At 35.1% G+C, this 26188-nt stretch carries 20 protein-coding genes and 1 pseudogene; 8 read left to right on the top strand and 13 right to left on the bottom strand.

The annotated features are described in order from the left end of the window. Positions 1-21 precede the first annotated feature (21 nt). The gene (hutH, locus tag DI487_RS14525; RefSeq protein ID WP_109570282.1) at positions 22-1527 is read right to left on the bottom strand and encodes a histidine ammonia-lyase; all 1506 of its coding nucleotides are present in this window, start codon (positions 1525-1527) and stop codon (positions 22-24) included. A gap of 391 nt (positions 1528-1918) precedes the next feature. Between hutH and thrA the strand changes: the two genes are divergently transcribed. The 6 genes and pseudogenes from thrA (at position 1919) to DI487_RS14495 (ending at position 10858) form a co-directional block, all read left to right on the top strand. After that, on the top strand, positions 1919-4366 hold the full coding sequence (gene thrA / locus DI487_RS14520; RefSeq protein WP_109570281.1) for a bifunctional aspartate kinase/homoserine dehydrogenase I: 2448 nt from the start codon (positions 1919-1921) through the stop codon (positions 4364-4366). 10 nt (positions 4367-4376) lie between these two features. After that, positions 4377-5297 carry a homoserine kinase gene (locus DI487_RS14515; RefSeq protein WP_109570280.1) on the top strand — a complete coding sequence of 307 codons (921 nt, stop codon included), beginning with the start codon at positions 4377-4379 and terminating at the stop codon, positions 5295-5297. Positions 5298-5312: 15 nt separating this feature from the next. Beyond that, positions 5313-6605, top strand: a complete 1293-nt coding sequence (gene thrC / locus DI487_RS14510) for a threonine synthase (protein ID WP_109570279.1) — start codon at positions 5313-5315, stop codon at positions 6603-6605. A 94-nt stretch (positions 6606-6699) separates the two neighbouring features. Beyond that, positions 6700-7781 (top strand): annotated as a pseudogene (gene gcvT / locus DI487_RS14505) (glycine cleavage system aminomethyltransferase GcvT). 93 nt (positions 7782-7874) lie between these two features. Further along, positions 7875-9815: a S41 family peptidase gene (locus tag DI487_RS14500; protein ID WP_170108219.1), complete on the top strand. Its 1941-nt coding sequence runs from the start codon at positions 7875-7877 to the stop codon at positions 9813-9815. A 2-nt stretch (positions 9816-9817) separates the two neighbouring features. Further along, positions 9818-10858: an LIC11966 family surface protein gene (locus DI487_RS14495; RefSeq protein ID WP_146193486.1), complete on the top strand. Its 1041-nt coding sequence runs from the start codon at positions 9818-9820 to the stop codon at positions 10856-10858. Between the two features lie 61 nt (positions 10859-10919). Here the strand turns inward: DI487_RS14495 and DI487_RS14490 are convergent, their stop codons facing one another. After that, on the bottom strand, positions 10920-11522 hold the full coding sequence (locus tag DI487_RS14490; RefSeq protein ID WP_109570276.1) for a porin family protein: 603 nt from the start codon (positions 11520-11522) through the stop codon (positions 10920-10922). A gap of 117 nt (positions 11523-11639) precedes the next feature. Between DI487_RS14490 and DI487_RS14485 the strand changes: the two genes are divergently transcribed. After that, positions 11640-12362 (top strand): YebC/PmpR family DNA-binding transcriptional regulator, encoded by a 723-nt coding sequence (locus DI487_RS14485; protein ID WP_109570275.1) that lies wholly within the window; start codon positions 11640-11642, stop codon positions 12360-12362. Between the two features lie 239 nt (positions 12363-12601). Next, entirely contained in the window at positions 12602-13840 is a 1239-nt protein-coding gene (dcm, locus tag DI487_RS14480) for a DNA (cytosine-5-)-methyltransferase (RefSeq protein WP_109570697.1), read from the top strand. On the opposite strand, the gene DI487_RS14475 is transcribed toward dcm, so the two are convergent. The 11 genes from DI487_RS14475 to DI487_RS14425 form a co-directional block, all read right to left on the bottom strand. Next, positions 13816-14580 carry an Eco47II family restriction endonuclease gene (locus DI487_RS14475; RefSeq protein ID WP_109570274.1) on the bottom strand — a complete coding sequence of 255 codons (765 nt, stop codon included), beginning with the start codon at positions 14578-14580 and terminating at the stop codon, positions 13816-13818. The two genes, dcm and DI487_RS14475, sit on opposite strands and share 25 nt — an antisense overlap. Positions 14581-14675: 95 nt before the next feature. After that, positions 14676-15107 (bottom strand): protease complex subunit PrcB family protein, encoded by a 432-nt coding sequence (locus DI487_RS14470; protein WP_109570273.1) that lies wholly within the window; start codon positions 15105-15107, stop codon positions 14676-14678. 15 nt (positions 15108-15122) lie between these two features. Then, positions 15123-16262 carry an N-acetyl-alpha-D-glucosaminyl L-malate synthase BshA gene (bshA, locus tag DI487_RS14465; protein ID WP_109570272.1) on the bottom strand — a complete coding sequence of 380 codons (1140 nt, stop codon included), beginning with the start codon at positions 16260-16262 and terminating at the stop codon, positions 15123-15125. 69 nt (positions 16263-16331) lie between these two features. After that, on the bottom strand, positions 16332-16787 hold the full coding sequence (locus DI487_RS14460; RefSeq protein WP_109570271.1) for a DUF1801 domain-containing protein: 456 nt from the start codon (positions 16785-16787) through the stop codon (positions 16332-16334). A gap of 3 nt (positions 16788-16790) precedes the next feature. Then, positions 16791-19703, bottom strand: coding sequence for a glycoside hydrolase family 3 N-terminal domain-containing protein (locus DI487_RS14455; RefSeq protein WP_109570270.1), 2913 nt, complete (start codon positions 19701-19703; stop codon positions 16791-16793). 137 nt (positions 19704-19840) lie between these two features. Continuing rightward, on the bottom strand, positions 19841-21064 hold the full coding sequence (gene serB, locus DI487_RS14450) for a phosphoserine phosphatase SerB (RefSeq protein WP_109570269.1): 1224 nt from the start codon (positions 21062-21064) through the stop codon (positions 19841-19843). Between the two features lie 72 nt (positions 21065-21136). Then, the gene (locus tag DI487_RS14445; protein WP_109570268.1) at positions 21137-21622 is read right to left on the bottom strand and encodes an ABC transporter ATPase; all 486 of its coding nucleotides are present in this window, start codon (positions 21620-21622) and stop codon (positions 21137-21139) included. A gap of 3 nt (positions 21623-21625) precedes the next feature. Continuing rightward, positions 21626-22417: a (Fe-S)-binding protein gene (locus tag DI487_RS14440; RefSeq protein WP_109570267.1), complete on the bottom strand. Its 792-nt coding sequence runs from the start codon at positions 22415-22417 to the stop codon at positions 21626-21628. A gap of 60 nt (positions 22418-22477) precedes the next feature. Then, positions 22478-23806, bottom strand: a complete 1329-nt coding sequence (locus DI487_RS14435; protein WP_109570266.1) for a (Fe-S)-binding protein — start codon at positions 23804-23806, stop codon at positions 22478-22480. Between the two features lie 6 nt (positions 23807-23812). Then, positions 23813-24781 carry an MlaD family protein gene (locus tag DI487_RS14430; RefSeq protein WP_109570265.1) on the bottom strand — a complete coding sequence of 323 codons (969 nt, stop codon included), beginning with the start codon at positions 24779-24781 and terminating at the stop codon, positions 23813-23815. A gap of 140 nt (positions 24782-24921) precedes the next feature. After that, positions 24922-26019 carry an N-acetylmuramoyl-L-alanine amidase gene (locus DI487_RS14425; RefSeq protein ID WP_109570264.1) on the bottom strand — a complete coding sequence of 366 codons (1098 nt, stop codon included), beginning with the start codon at positions 26017-26019 and terminating at the stop codon, positions 24922-24924. Positions 26020-26188: the final 169 nt, after the last annotated feature.

Raw genomic sequence — 26188 nt, 5'->3', positions numbered from 1 at the left:
CGAAATTCGGAGCTTTTTATATTATAACATATTTTCATCGAGCTGTAAACTTTGCAGAAAAGCAACTGATTTTTCAATATCATAATGTAAAATCCTGTCTTCTTCCACAAAAGAAACTTCTTCTCTGTATGATTTCAGGAATGATTCAATGAACTCACTGGATTTTAACGGACGTCTGAATTCAATAGCTTGTGAAGCATTTAACAATTCAATAGCTAAAATTCGTTCCACATTTTCTACGATACGTAACGTTTTTGTTGCCGCATTGGCTCCCATACTCACATGATCTTCCTGACCGTTACTCGATACAATGCTATCAATACTTGCCGGTGTAGCCAATTGCTTATTTTGGCTTACAATACTTGCAGCAGTATATTGAGGAATCATAAAACCTGAATTCAATCCCGGATCATTCACTAGGAATGCCGGTAAATCACGTAATCCCGAGATCAATTGATATGTTCTTCTTTCAGATATATTTCCTAATTCTGCCAACGCTATCCCCATAAAATCCAATGCCAAAGCCAAAGGTTGTCCGTGAAAATTTCCTCCGGATATTATAACATCTTCGGCTGCAAAAATATTCGGGTTATCCGTTACAGAATTAATCTCTGTTCGAAATGCTTTTTTCGCGTAGTCAATAGCATCCTTACTTGCACCGTGAACTTGAGGAATACAACGGAACGAATACGGATCCTGAACATGCTTTTTAGATTGGGCTATAATTTCACTATCTTCTAGCAATTCCCTCATTCTTTCGGCAGTTTGAACCTGACCTTTATGCGGACGAACCAAATGAATTAATTCATTGAAGGGCTCTATTCTGCCATCAAATGCTTCTAAAGAAATAGCACCGATCACGTCTGCCAGATAACATATCTTATTGGCTTTAATCAAACAAAATACACCAAAAGCACTCATGAACTGTGTACCGTTTAACAAAGCCAAACCTTCTTTTGATTCCAGATGAATGGGATTCCATCCCATCTTTTCCAAAACTTTTTTCGTCGGTTGTCTGAAACCATCCGCATACACTTCGCCCTCACCTATTAAAGGCAAAGACAAATGTGCCAATGGAGCCAGATCTCCTGAAGCACCTAACGAACCTAACTCATAAACAACAGGTAAAATATTATTGTTATAAAAATCTATCAAACGCTGAACGGTAACCAACTGTACTCCGGAATGCCCGTAACTTAACGATTGGATTTTCAGCAACAACATGATCTTCACAATTTCCTGAGGTACTTCCGCGCCGGTACCGCAAGCATGTGATTTTACCAGATTGTTTTGTAATTGTGATAAGTTTTCTCCTGATATTTTTACATTACACAACGAACCGAAACCGGTATTGATACCATAGATAGGCGTTGCGTTATCTTTCATTTTCTGATCCAGATAAGCTCTGCATTTTTCGATATTTACAATAGCCTCCTCAGAAAGTGCCAACTGATAGTCACAAGAAATGATTTCGTTAATCTTATCTATCGACAATAAATCTGAACTTATATAATGAACATTTTCCATTCTAAAAATTTAAAGTCCAAAATTCAAAAAACCGCAACTAAAAAACAAATATTCCGGATACATTTATTGACACATCAACAAAAATTAACACTTAAATAATCCATTTTGAAATTTTATTGCATTTTTCATTACTATTTATTAAAACATCCGTAAAAATAATATTAAAAGTCAGAATTTCATAAATTTTATTAAATTTGCTATATGATTCAAAACCAGTCGAAATACAATTTCATTTCTATACCGCAAGTAATTACTTCATGCGGCATTTCGACTATTGTAACGATTACGGTTACAACTACTACCCCATTCGGGGTTTAATTTTCACATATCATCCACAGCCTGTATTGCTATTTTTTAGCAAGAAAATTTTCTATAATTTATTTATCGTATTATGTTAGTATTAAAGTTTGGAGGCACTTCTGTAGCCAATGCTCAAAATATAGGACTCGTTGCTGCTATCGTTCAGCAAAAAAAAGAGCTACAAAAGACACTCATTGTGGTATCGGCTTGTAGCGGGGTAACTGATCAACTGGTCCAATTGACCGTCTTAGTTGCTAATAAAGACAAAGAATACAAAACCAGATTACTAGCTCTGAAGCAACAACATGAAAACCTGATTCACGAATTAGTTTTAGAATCAGATGATGCATTACAAAAAACAATTCGTAAACATTTTAAACACTTAGAAACACTACTGGAAGGCTGCTATCTTTTAGGAGATGTACAACCTAAAATTCACGATGCGATCATTGGTTACGGTGAATTACTCTCTTCAACCATTATTGCTGCTTTTTTTGCACAGCGATTCAACATTGAAAATCCGTTTGTAGACAGTCGTACTCTGATCGTAACTGATGAAAATTTTGGCAATGCCAATGTTTTCTACCCGGAAACCTATCAGCATATAGAAGATTATTTCTTTACTAATGATAAAACTTTATTTGTTTTACCCGGATTCATTGCCAGCTCCCGAAACGGAAGCAATACAACATTAGGACGTGGCGGTTCTGATTATACTGCAGCCATCTTAGCTAATGGTGTTTCAGCAACTGCTCTTGAGATCTGGACAGATGTCAGCGGAATGTATGCTGCCAATCCTAAGATCGTAAAACAAGCCCAGCCAATTCCTGCTATTTCATATCAGGAAGCCATGGAATTATCACATTTCGGGGCTAAAGTTTTATATCCGCCAACTATACAACCGGCTCTTAAAAAAGAAATACCGATCTGGATCAAAAATACATTTGCTCCTAACGAACACGGAACGCTTATTTCGAATCAGGAGAAAGATCTACAACAATCCGTAAAAGGAATCAGTAACATTGATAAGATCGCTTTATTAACGCTTGAAGGAGGCGGAATGGTTGGTGTCTCAGGCATAGCACGAAAATTATTCGAAACGCTTTCGTTACATCATATTAATGTTATCTTCATTACTCAGGCATCCTCAGAGCATTCGATCTGCATCGGAATTCTGGAAAATCAGGCCGAAAAAGCTAAAAAGTATGTCGATGAAGTTTTCAGTAAAGAAATAGCACACGGACAGCTCAATGCTTGTCAGTTAGAAAAAGAATTGAGCATTATTGCCCTTGTGGGAGACAACATGAAGAATCATCAAGGATTAAGCGGAAAAATGTTCAGTACATTGGGTCGAAACAACGTAAATGTCCGCGCTATTGCTCAAGGGGCTTCCGAACGAAATATTTCGGCTGTGATCAACTCAAAAGATGTTGTTAAAGCACTAAATGCTCTACATGAAGTATTTTTTGAATCTGTAACTAAACAATTGAACCTTTTTGTAGTCGGTGCTGGTAATGTAGGAAGTAAATTCATTGAACAAATAGCAAATCAGCAAGAGTTTTTAAAGCAAAACTTAAACATTTCTGTCCGCATTTTGGGCTTATCAAACAGCCGTAAAATGTATTTTAACAAAGAAGGAATTGACCTGAACAATTGGAAAAAGACTTTAGAAAACGGCAAAAAAGCTTCACTTTCAGAGTTTGTATCACAAATCAAAGAAATTAATGTTCGCAACAGTATATTTGTTGATAATACTGCTGATGCCGAAGTTTCAACCTGGTACAACACTTGTTTAAAAAGCAGTATTGCAGTGGTAACTTGTAACAAAATTGCCTGTTCGTCTCCGCTTAATAATTACAGAGAACTGAAAGAATTAGTACGTCAATATAAAGTTCCTTTTTTATACGAAACCAATGTGGGAGCCGGTTTACCAATCATTGACACCCTGAAAAACTGTATTGCCAGTGGCGATAGAATTCATAAAATCCAAGCGGTTCTATCAGGAAGTTTAAACTTTATTTTTAATAATTTTACTGAAAGTAACACTTTTACTAATGTAGTCAAACAAGCTCAAATTGAAGGGTATACTGAGCCTGATCCTAAAATTGATTTAAGTGGTGTTGATGTAATGCGTAAACTACTAATTCTAATTCGGGAAAGTGGTTATGCTTATGAAATGAGCGATATTGCTAACGAAAGCTTCTTACCTGAAGAATGTTTAAAAACAACTTCAGTAAATGACTTTTTACACAGCTTAGAAACCCATAAAGAGCATTTTAACACTTTATTAAAAGAAGCGAAGGAAAAAGAATGTCGCTTAAAATATGTCGCGCAATTTGATAACGGAAAAGCTTCAGTAGGCTTACAGTTCATTGCTAAGGATCATCCTTTTTATCATTTAGACGGAAAAGATAATATTGTATTATTCTACACTGATCGCTACAAAGAACAACCTTTACTCATCAAAGGTGCAGGTGCAGGTGCTGAAGTAACAGCTTCCGGAATTTTTGCAGATGTAATACGTGTAGGTAACTTTTAAAAAATTGATTATGAATGAAGTAAAAATATTTTGTCCGGCAACAGTTGCTAATCTTTCTTGTGGTTTCGATATCATCGGACTATGTTTAGAAGGCATTGGCGACGAAATGGTTTTTCGCAAAAAAGAATTGCCGGGAGTTACAATCACTCAAATTACCGGAGCTGATTTACCTTATGAAACTGCAAAGAACGTTGCCGGAGTAGCCGCACAAGCTTTAGTAGATCACTTACAGCTCGATTATGGTTTTGAAATTGAAATTCACAAAAAAATAAAAGTCGGAAGCGGTATCGGAAGTAGTGCTGCCAGTGCTGCCGGAGCAGTTTACGGCATTAACCTTTTAGCAGGCAATCCATTAACAAAAAAAGAGTTAGTTCCATTTGCCATGATAGGTGAAGCCATAGCTAGTGGCTCCCTACATGCTGATAATGTGGCTCCGGCTCTTTTAGGAGGCTTTTCCTTAATCAGAGGATATGAACCTTTAGATCTGATCAATATCGAAAGTCCGAGTGAACTATATGTTGTCGTTATTCATCCGCATATTGAAGTTAAAACTTCTGAAGCCAGAGCTGTTTTACCTGAAGAAGTACCGCTAAAAAGTGCTATTACCCAGTGGGGCAATGTAGCCGGATTAATAGCCGGATTGTACACCGAAAATTATGAGCTCATCGGTCGTTCAGTAGTAGATGTCATTGTAGAGCCAGCACGTAAAAATCTGATTCCTCATTTTGAAGAATTAAAACAAAGTGCTCTACAAAACGGCGCCTTAAATTCCGGAATATCCGGTTCTGGTCCTTCAATTTTTGCTTTATGTAAAGGAAGTCAAATAGCTAATATCGTTAAAAATACATTCAATAAATCAGGAAAAGAATTTTATACTTCTTTTGATGTTCATTGTTCCAAAGTAAATAATACCGGTGTAATAATTATATAATTCGTAAATTTAAAAATGAAATATTTCAGTACTAATAATCACAATATAAAAGTTCGCTTTAAAGACGCTGTAATACACGGATTAGCGCCTGATAAAGGTTTGTATTTTCCAGAGGAAATTCCGCAATTACCACAAAGTTTTTTTGATACTATCGAAAATCTTTCCGATACCGAAATTGCTTATACCGTTTTACAGCCTTTCATTGGCGACGAAATTCCGGAATATGCCTTAAAAGAAATTATCAGTGAAACCCTGACTTTTGATTTTCCGGTTGTCAAAGTGACTGACCATTTGTATTCATTAGAACTCTTCCACGGACCTACACTGGCTTTCAAAGATGTCGGCGCCCGATTCATGTCGCGCTGTTTGGGCTATTTTAATAGAAATTCCAATGAAAATGTAACAGTTTTAGTAGCTACTTCCGGTGATACGGGTGGTGCGGTTGCTAATGGATTTTTAGGTGTTAAAGGTGTTAAAGTGGTTATCCTCTACCCTTCTAAACGCGTAAGTGATATTCAGGAGAAACAATTGACCACTTTAGGCGGTAATATTTTTGCTTTAGAAGTAAAAGACACTTTTGATACATGTCAAAACATGGTAAAAAAAGCCTTTTTAGATAATTCTTTAAAAAAATACAATCTGACTTCTGCTAATTCTATCAATGTAGCACGTTGGTTACCCCAAATGATCTACTATTTTGTAGCCTACAAAAAACTGAAAAAACTACAACAAAAAGTAGTTATTTCTTGCCCAAGTGGAAACTTCGGCAACATTTGTGCCGGCTTATTAGCTTACAAAATGGGATTACCTATTGAACAATTTATCGCGGCAACGAATGCTAACAATACGGTTCCCCGCTTTTTAGAAACCGAAGAATATTTACCGTCACAAACGGTTGCCACATTATCAAATGCTATGGATGTGAGCAATCCGAGTAATTTTGTGCGTATTCTGGAATTATTCCATCAGAATGTTCCGGAATTGAAATCTGTCTTTTCTTCTTATTCGTTCAACGATTCACAAACGAAAAAAGCGATACAAGAATTATATTCTGAATATGAATATGTTGCCGATCCACATGGTGCTGTTGGTTATTTAGGAACACAAAAAGCAACGATTCCAAATAGTGTGAAGGTATTTTTGGAAACTGCACATCCCATCAAATTTAAAGATGCTGTAGAACAAGTTATTGGTAAAGAATTGCCGTTACCCGATGATATTTCGGCTATTATTGATAAAGAGAAAAAATCGATTGTAATTGAGAATTACGAAGAACTCAAAGAAAGTTTGGCTTTAATTTACAAATAACGCAATAGAAAACACTAAAAACTTTGTATTTCATAAACTTGTACACATTGGATAAAAAGAATACTTTAGCACCTTAAAATAAACGAACTACTAAATGAAAAATACAGCTTTAACTCATGTTCATGAAAAATTAGACGCTAAAATGGTTCCCTTTGCAGGCTTTAATATGCCGGTACAATACGAAGGGTAAACGCAGAACACGAAATCGTTCGCAATGGTGTGGGGGTGTTTGATGTTTCACACATGGGAGAATTCTTCCTAAAAGGAGAAAATGCATTGGCATTAATTCAAAAAGTAACGTCAAATGACGCTTCTAAATTGGTTGACGGAAAAGCACAATATTCTTGTTTGCCTAATGCCGAAGGTGGAATTGTTGACGATCTGATTGTGTATAAAATTGCCGACAATGATTATATGTTAGTGGTAAACGCTTCTAACATTGAAAAAGACTGGAACTGGATCTCTAAGCGCAATGATCTTGGGGTTGAAATGACAAATGCTTCTGACGAATATTCGTTATTAGCCATTCAAGGACCTAAAGCGGCTGAAGCTATGCAAAGCTTAACGGCTATTGATTTGCTTAATATGGGCTATTACACGTTCCAAATCGGTGAATTTGCCGGGATAAAAGACGTAATTGTTTCCGCTACAGGATACACAGGTTCGGGCGGATTTGAAATCTATTTCAAAAATGAAGACGCAGAACAAATCTGGAATAAAGTTTTTGAAGCCGGAGCTTCTTTTGGCATAAAACCTATCGGTTTAGCCGCACGTGATACATTGCGTTTAGAAATGGGCTTCTGTTTATACGGAAATGATATTGATGACACTACCTCTCCGATCGAAGCCGGATTGGGTTGGATCACAAAATTTGATAAAGAATTCACTAATTCTGAAAACCTGAAAAAGCAAAAAGAAGAAGGTGTATCCAGAAAATTAGTCGGATTTGAATTAGTGGAAAGAGGAATTCCCCGCCACGATTACGAAATTGTTGATGCTAATGGCACAGTTATTGGAAAAGTAACATCAGGAACACAATCACCTTCTTTAGGTAAAGCTATTGGTTTAGGGTACGTTCCTACAGCTTTATCAAGCGTGGATTCTGAAATTTTTATCCGAATCCGAAACAAGGACATTAAAGCAAAAGTGGTTAAACTTCCGTTTTACAAGAAATAAATGAAAAGAATTTTACTAGTTGGACTTTTTTTACACTCTCTTTTAAGTTTTACACAAGAAAATTTTTGTAAAAAAGTTACGGCTATTAAAAATTTGATTCAAACGCAACATTATCAGCCTAAACCGATAGATGACAGTCTATCGGTTTATGTTTTTAATACTGTCATCAATAACTTTGACACTCCCCGATTTGTTTTAACAAAAAGTGAATACGATCGTTTAAGTCGGCACCGACTCAAGATTGACGATTACATTTTAGAAGGGAACTGTAACTTTATCAAAGATTTTGAACAAATATTGCAAAACGGTATCAGCCGAAAAATAGCAATGATCAAAGCCATTGAAAAAGAAATTTCCAGTGTTAATGTCACTCAAACTATTGAATTTTCCAATAAAAAGTTTGAATATCTTACAACCGAAAATGAAATCAAGAATCTTTTAAAGAAAAAGATCATTTTTGATATTCTTTACGAAATTGCACAAACTTCCAAAAACAAAGATTCTATTGTTTTAAACTTTGCTCAGCTACAAAAGCAATACAAAAAACAAACTTTTGAAGAATATTATTGCTTAGGCGAACACAAAATGGCAACTCCTGATACTTTTTCAACGGAAATTGAAGATTTGTTCTTAAAAGCTTTCAGTCAGTACTTTGATCCGCATACGACTTATCTGTCTCAAAATGACAGAACCACTTTTTTAAATGGCGTAAGCGAGGACAATGCTTCATTCGGATTGCACTTTGCTATTAACAACAGTAATGAGTTCTATGTTGCGGAGATTATTCCCGGAAGCTCTGCCTTTGACAGTGATGCCATTGAACCATTTGATAAATTGGTAAAAGTAAAAACGATGAATGGTGATGAAGTTTTCGCCAACTGCTCTACTTTTGATATCATTCAGAATTATTTACAATCCCAAGAATTTAAAAATTTACTTTTTTCATTTGAAAAAAAGGATGGTACTACCTACGAAGTCCAATTGGTTAAAAAAAATATCAAATCCATTCAAAACAAATGCTACAGCTATGTTATGGATTATGAAGGCAAAAAATTAGGCTACCTTAATATCCCTAGTTTCTATACAGATGAGAATGGTAGTAATACAATGACTAACGACGTAGCTATAGAACTTTTAAACCTGAAAAAAGATAACATACAAGGATTGATCATCGATCTGAAAAATAATGGCGGAGGTGATATCAATGAAGCCATAAAATTAAGCGGAATGTTTATAGACATTGGTCCGGTTGCTGTCATGACCCAAAAGAACGGTAACAATATGCTGCTCAGAGACGTTAACAGAGGCTCTTTTTACAGAGGACCTATGATCGTATTGGTAAACGGAAATTCGGCTTCAGGAAGCGAATTTTTTGCCAATGCCATGCAGGATTACAAAAGGGCTTTACTTGTGGGTAGTAAAACTTTCGGCAAAGCAACCATGCAGCAAATTTTCCCACTGGATTCTACTTCAACTGTAACAGATTATGTTAAAATCACTACTGAAAAATTCTATAGAGTAACCGGAAAAAGCAATCAAAAAACAGGATTATTGCCCGATGTCGAAATTCCTGATATCTTCGATACTTTCAGTAAGAAAGAGGACAAACTGGACAATGCTTTACCAAACGATTCTATTGAAAATAAAACCCGTTTTCAGCCGTTACATACCAACTTTTCTAAAATCGCTGCGAACAGTCAAAAAAGAGTAACTGCCAGTCAATACTATCAAACGGTCACTAATTATCAAGATTATTTCAATACCATTTTCAAAAAAAACACCTCAGAGAAGATCACATTGACTATTGACGGAGTATTCAATTATGTGCACAAGCACGATGCCGTTTTTGATTCTTTCAAAGGTATAGCAAGCCAAACTTACGTTTCAACCATCACTCCTACTTCTACTGATCTCGAAAAATTAAAGTTCGATACCGTATTGAATGAAATTTCAAACAAAAGAATTGAACAACTTAAACGAAATTTTGATATCTTAGAATCAGCTAAAATTTTAGTTGAACTAAATACCAAATAAACATGAAAATAGTTCTATTCTTTGTGTCATTGATCAGCATGACACAGCTTCTTTCGGCTCAGGAATTTAAAGATGCCGGAGAATATCTGACGTACGTCAGTAAAATTGAAAAACCGATTTCCAAAGAAATGTGGAAATATACTAAAACCGTTGCCCACTCTAAAAGTGCCAAACGCATTGATAACGTCAGAAAAAATCTCATCAAAACCATTCAAACGGCAAAAGCTACTTTAGAAAAGAATACAAATGGTTTTAACGGCGATCTTGAGTTTCGAGATCAGGTTATTGACTATTTTAGTTTTTCTGAGTTAATGATCAAAGAAGAATACGCTAAGATCATTGATTTACAGGAAATAGCGGAACAGTCGTATGATTACATGGAAGCTTACATTACAACCCGGGAATTAGTTAACGACAAGATCGATGCGGAACATGAAAAATTAGATGCTGCCCAACAGGCTTTTGCTGCTAAATATAAAGTTAATCTGCTTGAATCTGCAGAAGATACTGATATTGAAAAGAAGATGAAGATCTCCGGAGATGTCTTTAAGTACCACAGCAATCTATACCTGATTTTCTTTAAGTGTAATTACACCGATGTTTTATTAGACAGCTCTATAAAAAACAAAGACATTGCTGCCATTCAGCAAAATGCTAATGCCTTGCAACAATATGCAGAAGAAGGCATAGCTAAAATAACTGAGTTTGCACCTATAGAAGGCGACAAAACCTTAGCTAACGAAACCATAAAATGTATGGAAATGTATCAAAAAATAGCTTCCGAATACGCTCCTAAAATGATTGATTTTTATACGTTCAATGCTAAGTTTGAAGATGCAAAAGTATCCTTGGAACGAAAATCAGAAAAGGAAAGAACTAAAGAAGAACTAGACAACTATAACCAAATGGTCAAAGAGATCAATCATAAAATAAATGATTACAACAAAGCCAACTCTGATGTGACCAACATGCGGAATACCTATATCAATAAATGGAATGTAACCGGAGAGCAATACATTTCCAAACACGTTCCGAGTGAATAAAAGTCATAAAAAAAGCGTTTTAGAAATCTAAAACGCTTTTTTTATCTATTTTTTACAAAGATTACAACTTAAGAACAGCACCTATATTAAATGTGCTGTATGTGTTTTTTAATGTATAAGGAGCATCTTTAGGAACTTCCGTTAAACCTGTCATTCCCTGATAATCGATCAGAATACTAAAACTTTCATTAACTTCAATTTTATATCCGATTCCATAGTTTAATCCTAATTGGAATGAATTAACCTGATCTTTTACATCAAAATCATTGATCCCTGCTGCTGTTAAGAAACCGAAACTAGGACCAAAATTCAAGTTCCACTTACGAGTACTACCGAAATGCCAGTTTGCATTTACAGGAACTGTCAGGTAATGCAATTTCTCTTTTATCGTTCCTACACTATTTCCCATGTACCCTCTATACTTACTTCCCATAGTTTGGTAAAACAAGCCTGAACGTATACTCCAACGGTTATTAAAAAAGAAATCTGCGTCTGCTCCTATATTAACGCTTGACAATGCTGAATTACTGATGTCTTCATCGCTGTAATAATTTGATGAAGCATAACCGATCTTCGGCGTTAATTCTATAGCACCTTTCTCTCTCTTTTGTGCATAGAATGCAGCACTAAACAATACTAAACCTGTTACAAGTAGTTTTCTCATAATGTATTTTTTACGGCAGTAAATATATTACAAAAACTTAGAGCACAAAAAAAGATAAACATTTTTTTATTTTTTTAAGGAATTACTAAATTTGCCTGACAAAATAAAACATTAGAAATGGGAAGAGCCTTTGAATTTAGAAAAGCACGTAAAATGAAACGTTGGTCGGCAATGGCTAAAACGTTTACAAGAATTGGTAAAGATATCGTTATTGCTGTTAAAGAAGGTGGACCAAATCCTGAAACAAATTCCAGATTAAGAGCTGTTATTCAAAATGCCAAGGCGGCTAACATGCCTAAAGACAATGTTGAAAGAGCTATTAAAAAAGCATCTGATAAAGATACTGCTAATTATAAAGAAGTTTTGTTTGAAGGTTATGCACCGCACGGTATTGCCATTTTGATTGAAACGGCTACTGACAATAACAACAGAACGGTTGCTAACATCAGAAGTTATTTCAATAAATGTAACGGTACTTTAGGTACTCAAGGATCGGTTGAATTTATGTTTGACCATACTTGTAACTTCAGAATTCCGGCAGAAGGTCAGGATGTAGAGGAATTAGAATTAGAAATGATCGATTTCGGTGTAGAAGAGATCTTTGCTGATGAAGACGGAATTGTAATGTATGCTCCTTTTGAAAGTTTCGGTGCCATTCAAAAAGAATTAGAGCACAGAGGTCTTGAAATTCTTTCTTCCGGATTTGACCGAATTCCGCAAGTTACTAAAGAGCTTAGCCCTGAAGAAGTAGCTGATGTGGAAAAATTATTAGAAAAGATTGAAGAAGATGACGATGTGATGAATGTATACCACACGATGCAGGAATCTTCAGAAGAGTAATTTTCTTTTAAAAATAAAAAATGAAAATACCGGCTTGATTAAGACCGGTATTTTTTTATTCCGATTTTAGAATGACAGCTAACAATATCTGTCTATAAAGAAATATATGGAAACAAAATTGAACTATTATTACTTGTAATCCATACCAACTAGCATTCCTTTTTGTTATTTTGTTTTTGGAAGTTTGGAATATTTTTTATTAAATTTGTAACCAATGTCTAATGTTGTATAATTTGGTTATGAAAAAATATTTAACTATTTCAGAAACAGCAAAGTTACTTAATAAAAGTACAAAAACTCTGCGTCGTTGGGACGAAGAAGGAAAACTTTCAGCTGTTCGTGAACCAATGAGTAATTATAGAGTTTATAGAAAAGATGAAGTTGAAAATTTGTTCGCTGAGTTTTTACAAAAAGATGTCCAAGAGACAATTTCCAATTTTATTGAAGCTGAAAAGGAATATAAAGTTTTGGAACTTTTCGCTGGTGCAGGGGGCTTGGCTGTTGGAATGGAAAAGGCAGGTTTAAAATGTGTAGCTCTTAATGAAATTGATAAACATGCTTGTGAAACTTTGAGAAAAAATCGTCCCAATTGGAAAATTTTAGAGGGGGATATTAAAAATTTCAATTTTTCAGAATATCATAATCAAGTTGATGTTGTTACAGGTGGTTTCCCTTGTCAAGCATTCAGTTATGCAGGCAAAAGATTAGGATTTGAGGATGCTAGAGGGACTTTGTTTTATGAATTTGCACGAGTTGTCAAAGAAATAAATCCCAAAATTTGCATTGGTGAAAATGTCAAAGGTCTTTTAAACCACGATAATGGAAAAACTTTACAAGGGATGATTTCCATTTTGGATGAAATTGGTTATAATATTGCTCCAGTACAAGTTTTAAAAGCCATCAATTATAAAGTTCCACAAAAAAGAGAACGTTTGATTTTAGTTGGTATCCGAAAAGACATCAATTTAAAATATGAATATCCGAAACCTTACAAGAAAATTTATAATCTAAAAGATGCTTTAAAGAAAGGAGATTTATTTGACACAAATGTTCCAAAATCAGCAGGAGCAAAATATCCCGAAAGCAAAAAATCTGTTTTAGATTTGGTTCCTCCAAAAGGTTATTGGAGAGATTTACCTGTTGAAATTCAAAAAGATTTTATGGGCGCAAGTTTTTATTTAGGAGGAGGAAAAACTGGAATGGCAAGAAGAATTGGCTGGGATGAACCTTGTCTTACTTTGACTTGCAGTCCAGCACAAAAGCAAACCGAACGATGTCATCCAGATGAAACTCGTCCATTTACTGTTCGTGAATATGCGAGAATTCAGACTTTCCCAGACGATTGGCAATTTTCTGGACCAATAGCACAACAATACAAACAAATTGGAAATGCTGTTCCTGTGAATTTAGGTAGAGAAGTAGGTTATTCAATTATAAAATTCTTAAATGAATATTATAACTTGTCAAATCCTAAATAATAGCTATAATTCTCAAAAGTAATTTGATCAAGAATTGAACGCTTTGATTTTTCAGTTTCAAAAGTTATTTCTTCTAATGCTAAATTTTCTTTTACAATACTCTCAGATTTATAGTTTTTTAAATAATCTTCAATTGCTTTTGGTAAAGCTTTGTATAATTGGAAAAGTGCATCATCTTGCCCTGAAAGCAAAGCATAAAATTGATCCCCAGATATTTTAAAGACTCTTGAATGGCTATATTCTTTTCCATTAATATCTCCTTTCCAATGTTCATTGAAACTTCCTTTTGCTAAAATCTGAACCCAATAACATCTTGCTTTCTTGTAATCATCAGCATAGCGAGCTAATTTTTGAAACAAGGCTTCAGCTGAACTACTATTCATCGTATTATGCTTGTTTTTAATGTCGGCAAAAAGTGTATCATCTTCAGCTTTTATATCGAAGCCACTCAAATTTCCAACTTCGTAACCCTTAATTCCTCCTAAAATATGCTCATGAAATGTTCCGATTGAGTTATTTATCGATTTGTCAATTTGTCTAAGAATTTCAGATTGAATCAGATCATCTTCTTTTATATCATTAAATTTTGAGTCAAAAGTCAGCTTTATAGTATCAACTTTATTAGTGTAAAAACTCTTTTTAGAAATCTTTTTTTTAGCTTTCAAATATGATTTATGCAAGTTCTCTATACAAGTTAATAAATGTTCATCAGAAATAAAGTTTACATATTTGTTTGCCATTACTATTAAGTATTAAATTCAATCGCTAAGTTACAAATTTTTCAATTCAATTTTCGATACAAATATTTAAAAGAATGATAGACAACCATACAACATCACTCAATAACCACCTCTTTTTTAGGAATCAGAACAATGGTAAATGGATTGGTTAGTGCCATAGTTACCATATCCCCTTTTCCGGGTTTTATTTCTTTTGTTTTAATGTATAAAACATTCTTTTTCTCATACATTTTATCAATTTCAATTCCATACCCACCTGAGTTTCTTTGCCCTAAATGCAGAACAAGAACATTGTTTTGTTCTAAATCCACATTCAATAAAGCCTCACTAATGGCATCCGAAATGTTTAATTTATCCACTTCATTGATCAGGTCATTATAATTATCAATGATTGCTACCGAAGCTTTTTCGTTTCCTCCGGTACTATTCTTGATAATATATGTATAATCTGTACCTTCTGTAAATTGCTTGGTTGTATTACAGGAAACCAAAGTCATAAAAGCGATCAAAAATAAAATTTTCTTCATTGCAATTGATATTTTTTAAACAGAATACGTCTGGTTCAATGCCTCGTAATAGATCTTTTCATACAATGGCAAAATATTTTTTATGTCAAACTTCTTGGCAGTTTCCAGTGCGTTGTGTTTGAACTGCTCTAAAACCGAGTCTTCTTTTAAAATCTTTATGGCATTTTTACTCATTTCATCAATATTGCCTACATCGCTCAAATACCCAGAGAAGCCTTCTTCATTTACTTCCGGCAGTCCTCCGGAATTACTCGAAATCACGGGAACTCCGCAAGACATTGCTTCTAAAGCCGCTAAACCGAAACTTTCTGTTTCTGATGGTAAAAGGAACAGATCGGAATAACCTAATATTTTTTCAATTTCGTGGCTGTTTCCAAAGAAAATAACCTTTTTATGAATTCCGAGATCCTCGCATAACATTTCGGCTTTCTCTTTCTCGGGTCCGTCTCCAACCATCATCAACTTCGCCGGAATTTCTTTCTGTATCTTATAAAAAATCCTTACAATATCTTCAATTCGTTTTACCTTTCTGAAGTTAGAGATGTGCGTAATAATTCGCTCTTCTTTAGCCGCCAGAACTGAACGGTAGCAAGGTACAGAATCAATAATAGGCTCTTTATCCAACTCTATAAAATTCGGTACCACCTGAATGTCTTTTTTAATATCAAATAAACGATAAGTATCGTCTCGTAAGCTTTTGGAAACACTAGTTACAACATCCGATTGGTTGATACTGAAAGTCACTGCAGGTTTATAGAAAGGGTGCTTCCCTACCAGAGTGATATCAGTCCCGTGCAAGGTTGTGATCATCGGTATTTTAATTCCTTCTTCTGCCAGCATTTGCTTAGCCATATAACCCGCATAAGCATGAGGAATTGCATAGTGCACATGCAATAATTCTATATCGTACAATTTAATGGTATCGACTAATTTACTGGATAAGGCTAATTCGTAAGGCTGGTAATGAAATAAAGGATATTCGGGAACGTGAACTTCGTGATAGAACACATTTTGGTTTAACAAAGCCAAACGAACGGGCTGACTGTATGTTATAAAATGTATCTCGTGTCCTCTTTTGGCTAATTCTAAACCTAATTCAGTGGCTACAACTCCACTTCCGCCAAATGTAGGATAACAAACTATAGCAATTTTCATTCTTTTTAAATCAATTTTTCTTATAAAAGTAAACCAAATATCAATTTCCGGGTTTAAAAATACGTTAAATTATTTTTTAAATGCGGCCTCATACGTGGTAATCCATTGTTGTGCAGAGACTTTACGGACTAATTTTCCGATCAGTTCAAACGGAATGTCTTCAGCTTTCTTAAACCGCATACAGCTTTTTCCCATATCTAACTTCTTAACGGAAAATTTTGCATATTCCTTTAAAAACCAATCTGATAATTCCTTATCAGCATAAATTCCCATGTGATAAAAATTGATACTGTTCTTTTGCGAAGCAAAGCTCATAAACGGCAACGGTAGTTTAGGGTTACAATGATACCCGTTAGGATATACTTCGTGAGGCACTACATAACCTACCATTCCATAAGAGATCTCTTCTTTGAAATTTTCGGGTAAATTATCCAGAATGACCTGACGTAACATTGCCAAAGTTTCCTTTCTGTCAGCCGGAGCCTTTTCTAAATATTCTTCAACAGATTGAGCAGGTATATTCATTTTTTATTGCTCTATTGATTGGTAAATTACTTCTTGAATATTCTCTCTGATATTTTCTCTGGAAAGCGTATTTACTTTAGCTTCCGGATAGGTTCTGTTAGACAGGAACACATAAACGATCTCCTGTTCCGGATCGGCCCAAGCCATAGTTCCCGTAAATCCGGTATGCCCGAAACTGGTCATGGAAACACAGCCACAGGTAGGCCCTGATCGCCCTAATTGCGGTTTGTCGAATCCTACTCCTCTCCTGTTCTCATCTTTACAATAATAACAGGTATTGAATTTATTGAACGTAGCTTCGGTAAAGAATTGATGTCCCCCGTATTTTCCTTTTTGAAGATACATCTGCATCATTTTGGCTACATCCATACTATTTGCAAAAATACCGGCATGACCACCTATTCCTCCTTGCATTGCTGCGCCCATGTCGTGTACATAACCTTGTAATGTGGTATAGCGGTAATAGTTATCTTTTTCCGTCGGAACAATTTCACTTACATCAAATTTGTGTAAAGGGTTATAGGTCATTCTGTAAGCTCCTAAAATAGAATAAAAGTTATCTTTAGCCAACTTGTCTAATTTTTTTCCGGTTGTTCTTTCTAAATATTCTTTCATTAAGATAAATGAAAAGTCACTGTACTTATACTGCACTCTGGGTAATAATTCACTGTCTGCAATGATCTTAACGATGGAATCCTGATAATCTTTTCGTAAAAATAAATTTTCACTGACCTGAATAGAAAATTCTTTAGAATATGTTTTTCTGTAATATTTATCACTAGGCTGACCCAAAGAATCTAAAGTAGCCTTATAAAAAGGGATCCACGCCTGAAATCGGGCTTGATGTGTCAGCATATCAACCAGTTTTACATTCGCTTTATTGGAATTTTTAAAGGATGGCAACATTGTACTCAACTTTGTGTCCAGTTTCAATTTTCCTTTGTCGAACTGAACCATCACATTAGGCAAAGTAGCTAAGATCTTAGTCAAAGAAGCCACATCATACAGATCTGTATTCTTTACAGGAACTAAATCTTCATAGGTATGATAACCATACGATTTTTGAAATATCACTTTCCCTTTTCGGGCTATCAATACTTGAATTCCCGGCGTCATTTCATGAGCTATGGCATAGGCAGCAATGGAATCTATTTTTTGTAAGGTTTTGGAATTCATTCCTACATTCTCAGGGCTTGCAAAGGACAAACGGTTCATTTCTGTGGTAGTTAAACCATCATTAGTATAAAAACTATCATTTATAGAAACCGGGATTTTTCCTTTACAGCCAATACCTCCGAAAATTGCTTCTGCTGCAACAGTTTGTCCGAAATAATTATTCTGGTACGCTAAAAGAACTGCTTCAATATTTTCAAAATTACTGATCTTTAATAAAGAATAAGGTTTCGTAAAAAAGGTCAGGATAACTTTATTTTGCTTTGCTATCTTACTGATCCACATTTGCTCTTTAAAGCTTAGATTATGATTTTTCCAGGCTCCGTCAGCTTTGTGGAACCCAATAATCACTTTAGTATAATTCTTTAGATCCACTAAAACAGAATCTAAGTTTGTTCCTTTAATTTCAGTTACTTCTGTATAGTCATTCAACTTTTCGAAAAAATCTGAAGCCTCGGCATCGCCTAGTTTAACATACGCTACTCTTTCTTTCTCCAGTTGTTTAACCGGTATTATCTTGTCTTTATTCTTTAATAAAGTCAGAGCATTTTCATACAACAGATAGTTTAAAGCATCGTTTTCGGGAGCATTCAGGTCATTATACAGATTTTCCAGTTCAATAGGTTTATATTTATTCAATCCGGCTTTGTATTTATAAGCCAGAATCTTTTTTACCGATTCGGCCAATCTTGCTTCAGTAAGACTTCCGTCGGCTTGTGCTTGTTTAAATTTTTCAATAGCCACCGGAACATTTTCAGCAAAAAGCAATACATCATTACCGGCCAAAAAAGCCTCCAAGTCAATAGCTCCGGGTTCTTTGAAATTGCTAGCGCCTTTCATATTTAAGGCATCTGTAAATATTAATCCGTTGAATTTCAACTCTTTTTTAAGCAATTTAGTCACCACATCATACGAAATAGATGTGGGGTACCCTTCTCTCGGCTCTAAACTCGGCACATTCAAATGCGCCACCATAATGCTGGCTAATCCATTTTTAATCAATTCTTTATAAGGATACAATTCTATATTATCCAATCTTTCTCTGTCAAAATTTACCAAAGGTAATGTTTGATGAGAATCAGTTTCGGTATCACCATGTCCGGGAAAATGTTTTGCCGTAGCAAAAACACCTTCGCTTTGCAAACCTAACATTAAAGCTTCAGCCGCATTGGTCACATTGACCTTATCTTCTCCGAAAGAACGATTGCCGATGATCGGGTTTTTAGGATTGGTATTTATATCGACAACCGGAGCAAAATTAAAATGGATTCCCATTCGTTTGGACTGCCGCCCCATTTGTTTTCCCATTTCCCGGATTAAATTATAATCCTGAATGGCTCCTAATGTCATGTTCCATGGATAACGGTATGTAGAATCCAAACGCATGCTTAATCCCCATTCAGCATCGATGCCGATGAACAAAGGAACTTTGGATTTTTGTTGGTAACGATTTGTTAATTGCGCCTGACGAATCGGACCGCCCTGAAAAAAGATCAGTCCTCCCACTTTATAGTTTTCGATTAAATCATCAATATCTTTGTAATGGCTTTCATTTTTATTGGAATAGGCCGCAACCATAAACAACTGCCCTACTTTTTCTTCAAAGGACATTGTATTGTAAATACTATCTACCCATTTCTTTTGCAGATCAGATGTGTTGGGTAACGAAATATTGGTTCTGGTTTGAGAATAAGATATATGTATTGAAACTACCAGTAAAAGTAGTGTTGAAAATTGTCGCATAAATAAAAATTTGATTCTTTTTAATGAGAACTAAATCTATGCCAAATTACTATTTATCTTTTTTAAAATAAAGTGTTTTACGTTTATTTTATAAAGAAAGTTGTTAACGACTACGGAAATTATCCCTTATTTGACTTTTAATCTACCAGGTCTATATGTCTGTCGTGGTACCCCAATAAGTACAATACACCGTCTAACCCGATGCTTGATATGGAGCTTTGTGCATTGTCTTTTACTTTCGGTTTAGCATGAAAAGCAATTCCTAATCCGGCTAAATTTATCATTGGCAAATCATTAGCACCATCACCAACTGCTATGGTTTGGTTAATATCTATACCTTCTAATTGTGCTAATTCTTTCAGGTACTGGGCTTTTCTTTCCCCGTCAACTATTTCACCGATATAACCACCTGTTAAAACTCCGTCTTTTATTTCCAGTTCATTTGCAAAAACATAATCTATTCCTAATTCCTTTTGCAAATAATGACCGAAATATGTAAATCCTCCTGAAAGTATTGCTGTTTTAAAGCCATTAGCCTTTAAAGTTCCAATCAACCTTCTGGCTCCTTTTGTTATAGGTAAATTAACGGCAACTTCTTTCAAAACTTCTTCACTTAAGCCTTTTAAGAGTTTCATACGCTGTTTAAAGCTTTCTTTAAAATCTATTTCGCCTTGCATGGCAGATTCTGTAATAGCTTTTACTTGTTTGCCCACACCTGCCAGTTCTGCCAGTTCATCAATTACCTCTGCCTGTATCAAAGTGGAATCCATATCGAAACAAACCAAACGTCTGTTCCTACGGAAAATATTATCTTCCTGAAAAGCGATATCTACATCCAGTTCTCTGGATATCTGCATGAATCTTTCTGTAAATTCGGCTTTGTTGTGAATTGCTCCGCGAATGGATAATTGTATGGATGCTCTGGGATATTCATCTTCTTTTATCAGAGAAGCTCTTCCTGTTAAACGCTTGATCGCATCAATATTCAGATTCTTTTCTGAAATAACTTTGGTTACTTCTGATATTTGTTCTGCTGTTAATTTTTCGCCTAAAAGCGTTATGATATAGCGATCTTTACCTTGTAGTTTTACCCAATTTTCATAATCTTCAAGTGAGATAGGCTTAAACTTAGCTTTGATACCAAGCTCATACGATTTAAACAACAAGTCTTTTAAAACTGCTGCTGACTTTTTTCCTGACTTGATCTGAAAAAGGATCCCTAAAGATAATGTATTGTGAATATTAGCTTGCCCGATATCTAAAATCTTGGCGCCGTAAGAGGCTAAAACGGCTGTTAAAGAAGATGTCAGCCCCGGTTTATCCTGACCCGAAATATTTAACAAAAAGATCTCACTATCCATAGTACTTATGTCAGTTTATATAAAGAGAGAGTTTAAAAAAATAAAGTAATTTGCTCTTTTTCGATTATAGTTTTACTTAAAAAACCGGCTATGCCAACTTTCCCCGGCCGGCACTTCCCAAAAATCCTGCCACTCCTCAATAGTATTCACCAGATTATTAAATACTATAGTATTAGCAGATACTGCTTTTTCTTTTGCCATTTTTTTAAATTCAATCAAAGGCTTATGAGCAATATGTTCTCCTAATTTAAAAGTGACGTTCATTTTGTCTAAAAGGTCGATTTGATACTTTTGTTCCAAACTTTGAATAAAAGCGACTGAAGCATCTATAGAACAACCCGTTGCCGACTGTACTTCCTGATTAACAGCAATAATGATGAATCGATTGTATTTGATCAAAAAAGAAGCTTCTAAGCCTTTTCCGTGAGCTGACCAGTTTTCGATAAATTCCTGAGTTGTCGAAGCTATTTCAGCTACTTCCTCATCGGTTAATTTTCTATTGGATTGATAGATCCAAATGCGAGAATGTTGCGGTAAAGATTCGAAAGGTACATACATGACTTATAAATCTTGGGCATTAGCAATTATTTCGGCTATATCTAAAACCTTTACTTTACTTTCTTTTTCGCTGAACTTCACACCGTCTGTCATCATCGTATTGCAATAAGGACATCCGGTAGCAATGATGCTTGGCTTTGTTTCAAGTGCATCCTGAGTTCTAAGCACATTAATGTCCATATCTCCTTTTTCTGGTTCCTTAAACATTTGGCCTCCTCCTGCTCCGCAGCATAGAGCAGTACTTTTACTGCGCTTCATTTCTACGATCTCAGCATTGGTCTGAGACAGTACTTCTCTTGGCGCTTCGTATTCTTGGTTCGCTCTTCCCAAATAACACGGATCGTGGAACGTGATACGGCTTCCTTTATACGTTTCCTTGTTGAAATCTATGCGGCCTTCCTTCAATAACTGCTGAAGGAACTGTGTGTGGTGAATTACTTCGTATTTACCGCCTAAACTCGGATATTCGTTTTTTAAACAATTGAATGAATGAGGATCACAGGTTACGATCTTTTTTACTTCGTAAGCGTTGAGTAATTCAATATTCATCAAAGCTTGCATTTGAAATAAAAATTCATTTCCTGCTCTTTTCGCCACATCTCCGGTACAACTTTCCTCAGTTCCTAAAACAGCAAAATTCACATTTGCTTTATTCAATATTTTTACAAAAGCTCTGGTAATTTTCTTTGCTCTGTCATCGTAACTACCTGCAGAACCAACCCAAAATAAAATCTCAGGTTGTTTCCCTTCAGCCATCATTTCGGCCATTGTAGGCACAATTAAATTTTCTGACATACTTTTACTATTTTGAATCGATAGTTGCTATCTTAACTTATCTATTTGGTTATTCTTTACTTATTCATTTTTCCAGTTCAAACGATCCATTTGGCTATAAGGCCACGGTGCACCGTTATTCTCAATATTGGTCATCATATTATTTAATTCCATCGGAGCAGCACTTTGCTCCATAACTAAATAACGACGCATTTCAACAATGATCGACAACGGGCTAATATTTACAGGACATTCTTCTACACAGGCATTACATGTCGTACAAGCCCAAAGTTCTTCCGGTGTGATATAATCGTTTAACAAAGACTTTCCGTCATCTACAAATTTACCGCCATTAGCATCAATATTTTTCCCTACTTCTTCCAGCCTGTCTCTTGTATCCATCATAATTTTACGCGGAGATAATTTTTTACCGGTTAAATTAGCCGGACAAGAGGATGTACAACGTCCACATTCCGTACAGGTGTAAGCGTTAAGCAATTGCACCCAATTCAGATCCTGAACATCAGAAGCACCGAACTTGGCAGGAACAGCATCCGGATCAGCCGGAGCGGCAAACGGATCAGCATTCGGATCCATCATCATTTTTACTTCGTTTGTTACACTCTCCAGATTATCAAACTGTCCGTAAGGATTCAGGTTTGCAAAATACGTATTCGGGAATGCTAATAAGATATGTAAGTGTTTTGAATAGTATAAATAGTTCAGGAATACCAAAATACCACAGATATGCAACCACCAGGCAGCTCTTTCGATCATAAAAACAGCACTATTATCCATTCCGTCAAAAATAGGAGCGATAATTTGGGAAACAGGAAAACTTCCTGCTTCATGGTAATGTCCGAAACCTCCGGCTACATGTTGCAAATGGAAATCAGCAGCATTCATCAATAAAAACAAGGACATCAATACTACTTCAAAATACAGGATATAATTAGCATCATTCTTAGGCCAACCTTTCATTTCCGGTTTCCAAAAACGCTGGATCTTAATTATATTCCTTCTGATCCAGAAAGTTACTACTGCTACGACAACCAGCAATGCTAAAATTTCAAAAGAACCGATCAGAAAATTATATACCCCTCCTAAAACGGAAAATACTCTGTGTGTTCCGAATAATCCGTCTATAATAATTTCTAAAACTTCAATATTGATGATCACAAAACCCACATATACTAAAATATGCAGAAAACCGGCTACCGGACGTTTCACCATCTTTGATTGGCCAAGAGCGATCATTGCCATATTCTTCCATCTGGCAGAACTATTATCAGTTCGGTCAATATCCTGACCTAATTTGATATTACGAATTAGCTTTTTGACATTTTTTACAAAAAAACCGATTCCCAAAAAGAGAATAATTGCAAAAAGAATGTTAGGTAAAAAACTCATAGGTGTTTACTTATTATTGATTTGTTCATTATTTTCGTTTACTTCCGGCGCTTCATAAGGTTTGTTCTTTTTTCCGAAAACAGACACATTGATATAGCGTGTAGGATGAAGTCTTAAGTCTTGTAGTAACAATTCCAGTTCTTTAGAAGTTTTGGTGAAATTAGTATACAAAGTTTCGTCTTTCATTAATTTTCCCATTGTACCTTTACCCTGCTCCATATCATTCATCAACTTATCTACGTTTGCTAAGGTTTTCTCTAAGTTCTTAACGGTTTCTCCTAAATGAGCTTTTGATAACGAATCAGATAACACGGCAAAATTTGCAGTTGTTTTATCTAAATTGCTTACTGTACTGTTTAATTTCATTTTATTCTCTGCCAACAATTGATTCAAGCTTTTAGAAGCCGAACTAAACTGAGTCATCGTTTTATTTAACTCAGCAATACTATTTTTCAGATTACTTTTAGTTTTATCGTCTAAAACTTCATTAAAGTTAGCAAAAAGTACATTAGCATTATCCAGTAATCTTTCGATTTTATCTTTTAGCGGTTCAATTTGTTTAGCTAAAGCATCTGTTAAACCCAGTTTAGAAGATGCTTTTAAATAATCCCCTGATTCGGCTAACTCCGGATCCTGATCATTTGCTACAATAATTATTTCTTTGCCTCCCAACGGTGAAGTACCTCTGAGTTCAGCAACACTTGATTTAGAAATCGGATAATTTGAAGTAATCGACATTTCAACTACTACTTTTCTGTTTTCAAGAAATTCATACGAATTAACTCTACCCACGGTTACTCCTTTTAAACGTATAGATGAAGAAGGCTCTAAGCCTTCTACCGAATCATACACTACATATAATTTTTTACTGGTGTCAAATAAGTTTTTACCTTTTAAAAAGTTATACCCCCAAATAAACAATAAAATGGCAGAAATGACTAAAATAGCCGTTTTAATTTCTCTTGATAGTTTCATCCAATTTGATTTTCATATTTCTGAAAGAAGAAACAACTCTAATTTCAGGTATTCAGGACTGCTCATTTCTATATAAAAGCCGACCGAGACGAGCTCTAATTGCAAAGCTCTTCATTTTTTAACAAAAATAAAACTTTATTTTATTTAATAGCATCCGACATATTAATTTTTACTCCGTCTTTATAAGCTACTATAAAAGCGGTGCTATAGCCTTTTGCTTTCGCCTCTTTTAAACGATCCTGAGCCTCATCGTAACTATCTTCGCTGCCGTAAAAGTATTTATATAAAGATCCGCTTTGCTCTCTCGAAATATTTTTCAGCCCTTTAAAATTAGACGATCTCGTTTCTAATTTTCTTCCGCTAGCTGCTATTTGTACTTTAAACGTAATTCCTTTCTTTGATACAGTTGTTGTTTTTACAGTGTCATTCGCTTCTTGTACCGTATTGCTCTTTTCAGAAGAAGACGAATCAAAATATTCTTTTTTATATTCCAGTACTGCATCAACAATTGCCTGAGCCATTTCTTCTTTTCCTTTAGTCGAATTCAGATAAGACCCTTCAGTTTTATTTGACAAAAAACCTAATTCGATTAATACACTCGGCATATAAGAAGCATCCAGTACCCACAACGGCGATTGTTTAACTCCCCGGCTGTTTCTTTTTAACTTCTTAGTAAACTTTGTTTCGATTATTGATGCTAAAGCAATACTTTGATCTAAATATTCTTCCTGAAGTATTTTTAATCCGATCAAGGTTTCCGGTTTATTAGGATCAAATCCGTTATATTTTTCTTTATAGTCCTTCTCTAATAAGATTACAGAGTTTTCCTGTTTAGCCACTTCCAAATTGGTTGAACTCCTATTCAGTCCCATTACGAAAGTCTCCGTTCCGAAAGGTGCCAGATTTTTAACTGAATTACAGTGAATAGAAACAAATAAGTCAGCATTATTTTCATTGGCTAACTTGGGTCTGTCCTTGAGCTCAATGAAAACATCCGTCTTACGGGTATATAGGATTTCAATATCCGGATATTTATCCAAATACTTTCCTACGAGTAAGGTTGTGGCTAATGCTATATTTTTTTCTACATAGCCATGATAAGAGTTTCCGGGATCTTTTCCGCCGTGCCCGGCATCTAAAACAATTTTAAATTTATTTTTGTATTGTGCGTTTGTAAATTGAAACATGCTGGTTACCAACATTAAAATCAACACTTTTACTCCAATATTTCGTTTCATACGCCCTAAGGTTTTTTCTAGCTTCGTTATAATTTTATTAAAAGCTTATTTTTGCAAAAAAATATATGTAAGTTTGACACGGCAAAAAGCAAGCCAATTTTTTACAAAAATACTATTTATAGGATTGCATAACAAGTTATTTAATATCGTTTTATTAGCATATTTTCTA

The organism is Flavobacterium sediminis (assembly GCF_003148385.1).
In the GTDB taxonomy this organism is placed as follows: Bacteria; Bacteroidota; Bacteroidia; order Flavobacteriales; family Flavobacteriaceae; genus Flavobacterium; species Flavobacterium sediminis.
This window is presented reverse-complemented; position numbering and strand designations above follow the sequence as displayed.

Coding starts and splice junctions, on each gene's coding strand:
- dcm (WP_109570697.1), top strand. CDS start 12,602: ATGAAAAAATATTTAACTATTTCAGAAACAGCAAAGTTACTTAATAAA.
- bshA (WP_109570272.1), bottom strand. CDS start 16,262: ATGAAAATTGCTATAGTTTGTTATCCTACATTTGGCGGAAGTGGAGTT.
- DI487_RS14430 (WP_109570265.1), bottom strand. CDS start 24,781: ATGAAACTATCAAGAGAAATTAAAACGGCTATTTTAGTCATTTCTGCC.
- DI487_RS14455 (WP_109570270.1), bottom strand. CDS start 19,703: ATGCGACAATTTTCAACACTACTTTTACTGGTAGTTTCAATACATATA.
- DI487_RS14435 (WP_109570266.1), bottom strand. CDS start 23,806: ATGAGTTTTTTACCTAACATTCTTTTTGCAATTATTCTCTTTTTGGGA.
- thrC (WP_109570279.1), top strand. CDS start 5,313: ATGAAATATTTCAGTACTAATAATCACAATATAAAAGTTCGCTTTAAA.
- thrA (WP_109570281.1), top strand. CDS start 1,919: ATGTTAGTATTAAAGTTTGGAGGCACTTCTGTAGCCAATGCTCAAAAT.
- DI487_RS14460 (WP_109570271.1), bottom strand. CDS start 16,787: ATGAATATACCTGCTCAATCTGTTGAAGAATATTTAGAAAAGGCTCCG.
- DI487_RS14490 (WP_109570276.1), bottom strand. CDS start 11,522: ATGAGAAAACTACTTGTAACAGGTTTAGTATTGTTTAGTGCTGCATTC.
- DI487_RS14440 (WP_109570267.1), bottom strand. CDS start 22,417: ATGTCAGAAAATTTAATTGTGCCTACAATGGCCGAAATGATGGCTGAA.
- DI487_RS14475 (WP_109570274.1), bottom strand. CDS start 14,580: ATGGCAAACAAATATGTAAACTTTATTTCTGATGAACATTTATTAACT.
- serB (WP_109570269.1), bottom strand. CDS start 21,064: ATGGATAGTGAGATCTTTTTGTTAAATATTTCGGGTCAGGATAAACCG.
- DI487_RS14515 (WP_109570280.1), top strand. CDS start 4,377: ATGAATGAAGTAAAAATATTTTGTCCGGCAACAGTTGCTAATCTTTCT.
- hutH (WP_109570282.1), bottom strand. CDS start 1,527: ATGGAAAATGTTCATTATATAAGTTCAGATTTATTGTCGATAGATAAG.
- DI487_RS14485 (WP_109570275.1), top strand. CDS start 11,640: ATGGGAAGAGCCTTTGAATTTAGAAAAGCACGTAAAATGAAACGTTGG.
- DI487_RS14495 (WP_146193486.1), top strand. CDS start 9,818: ATGAAAATAGTTCTATTCTTTGTGTCATTGATCAGCATGACACAGCTT.
- DI487_RS14425 (WP_109570264.1), bottom strand. CDS start 26,019: ATGAAACGAAATATTGGAGTAAAAGTGTTGATTTTAATGTTGGTAACC.
- DI487_RS14445 (WP_109570268.1), bottom strand. CDS start 21,622: ATGTATGTACCTTTCGAATCTTTACCGCAACATTCTCGCATTTGGATC.
- DI487_RS14470 (WP_109570273.1), bottom strand. CDS start 15,107: ATGAAGAAAATTTTATTTTTGATCGCTTTTATGACTTTGGTTTCCTGT.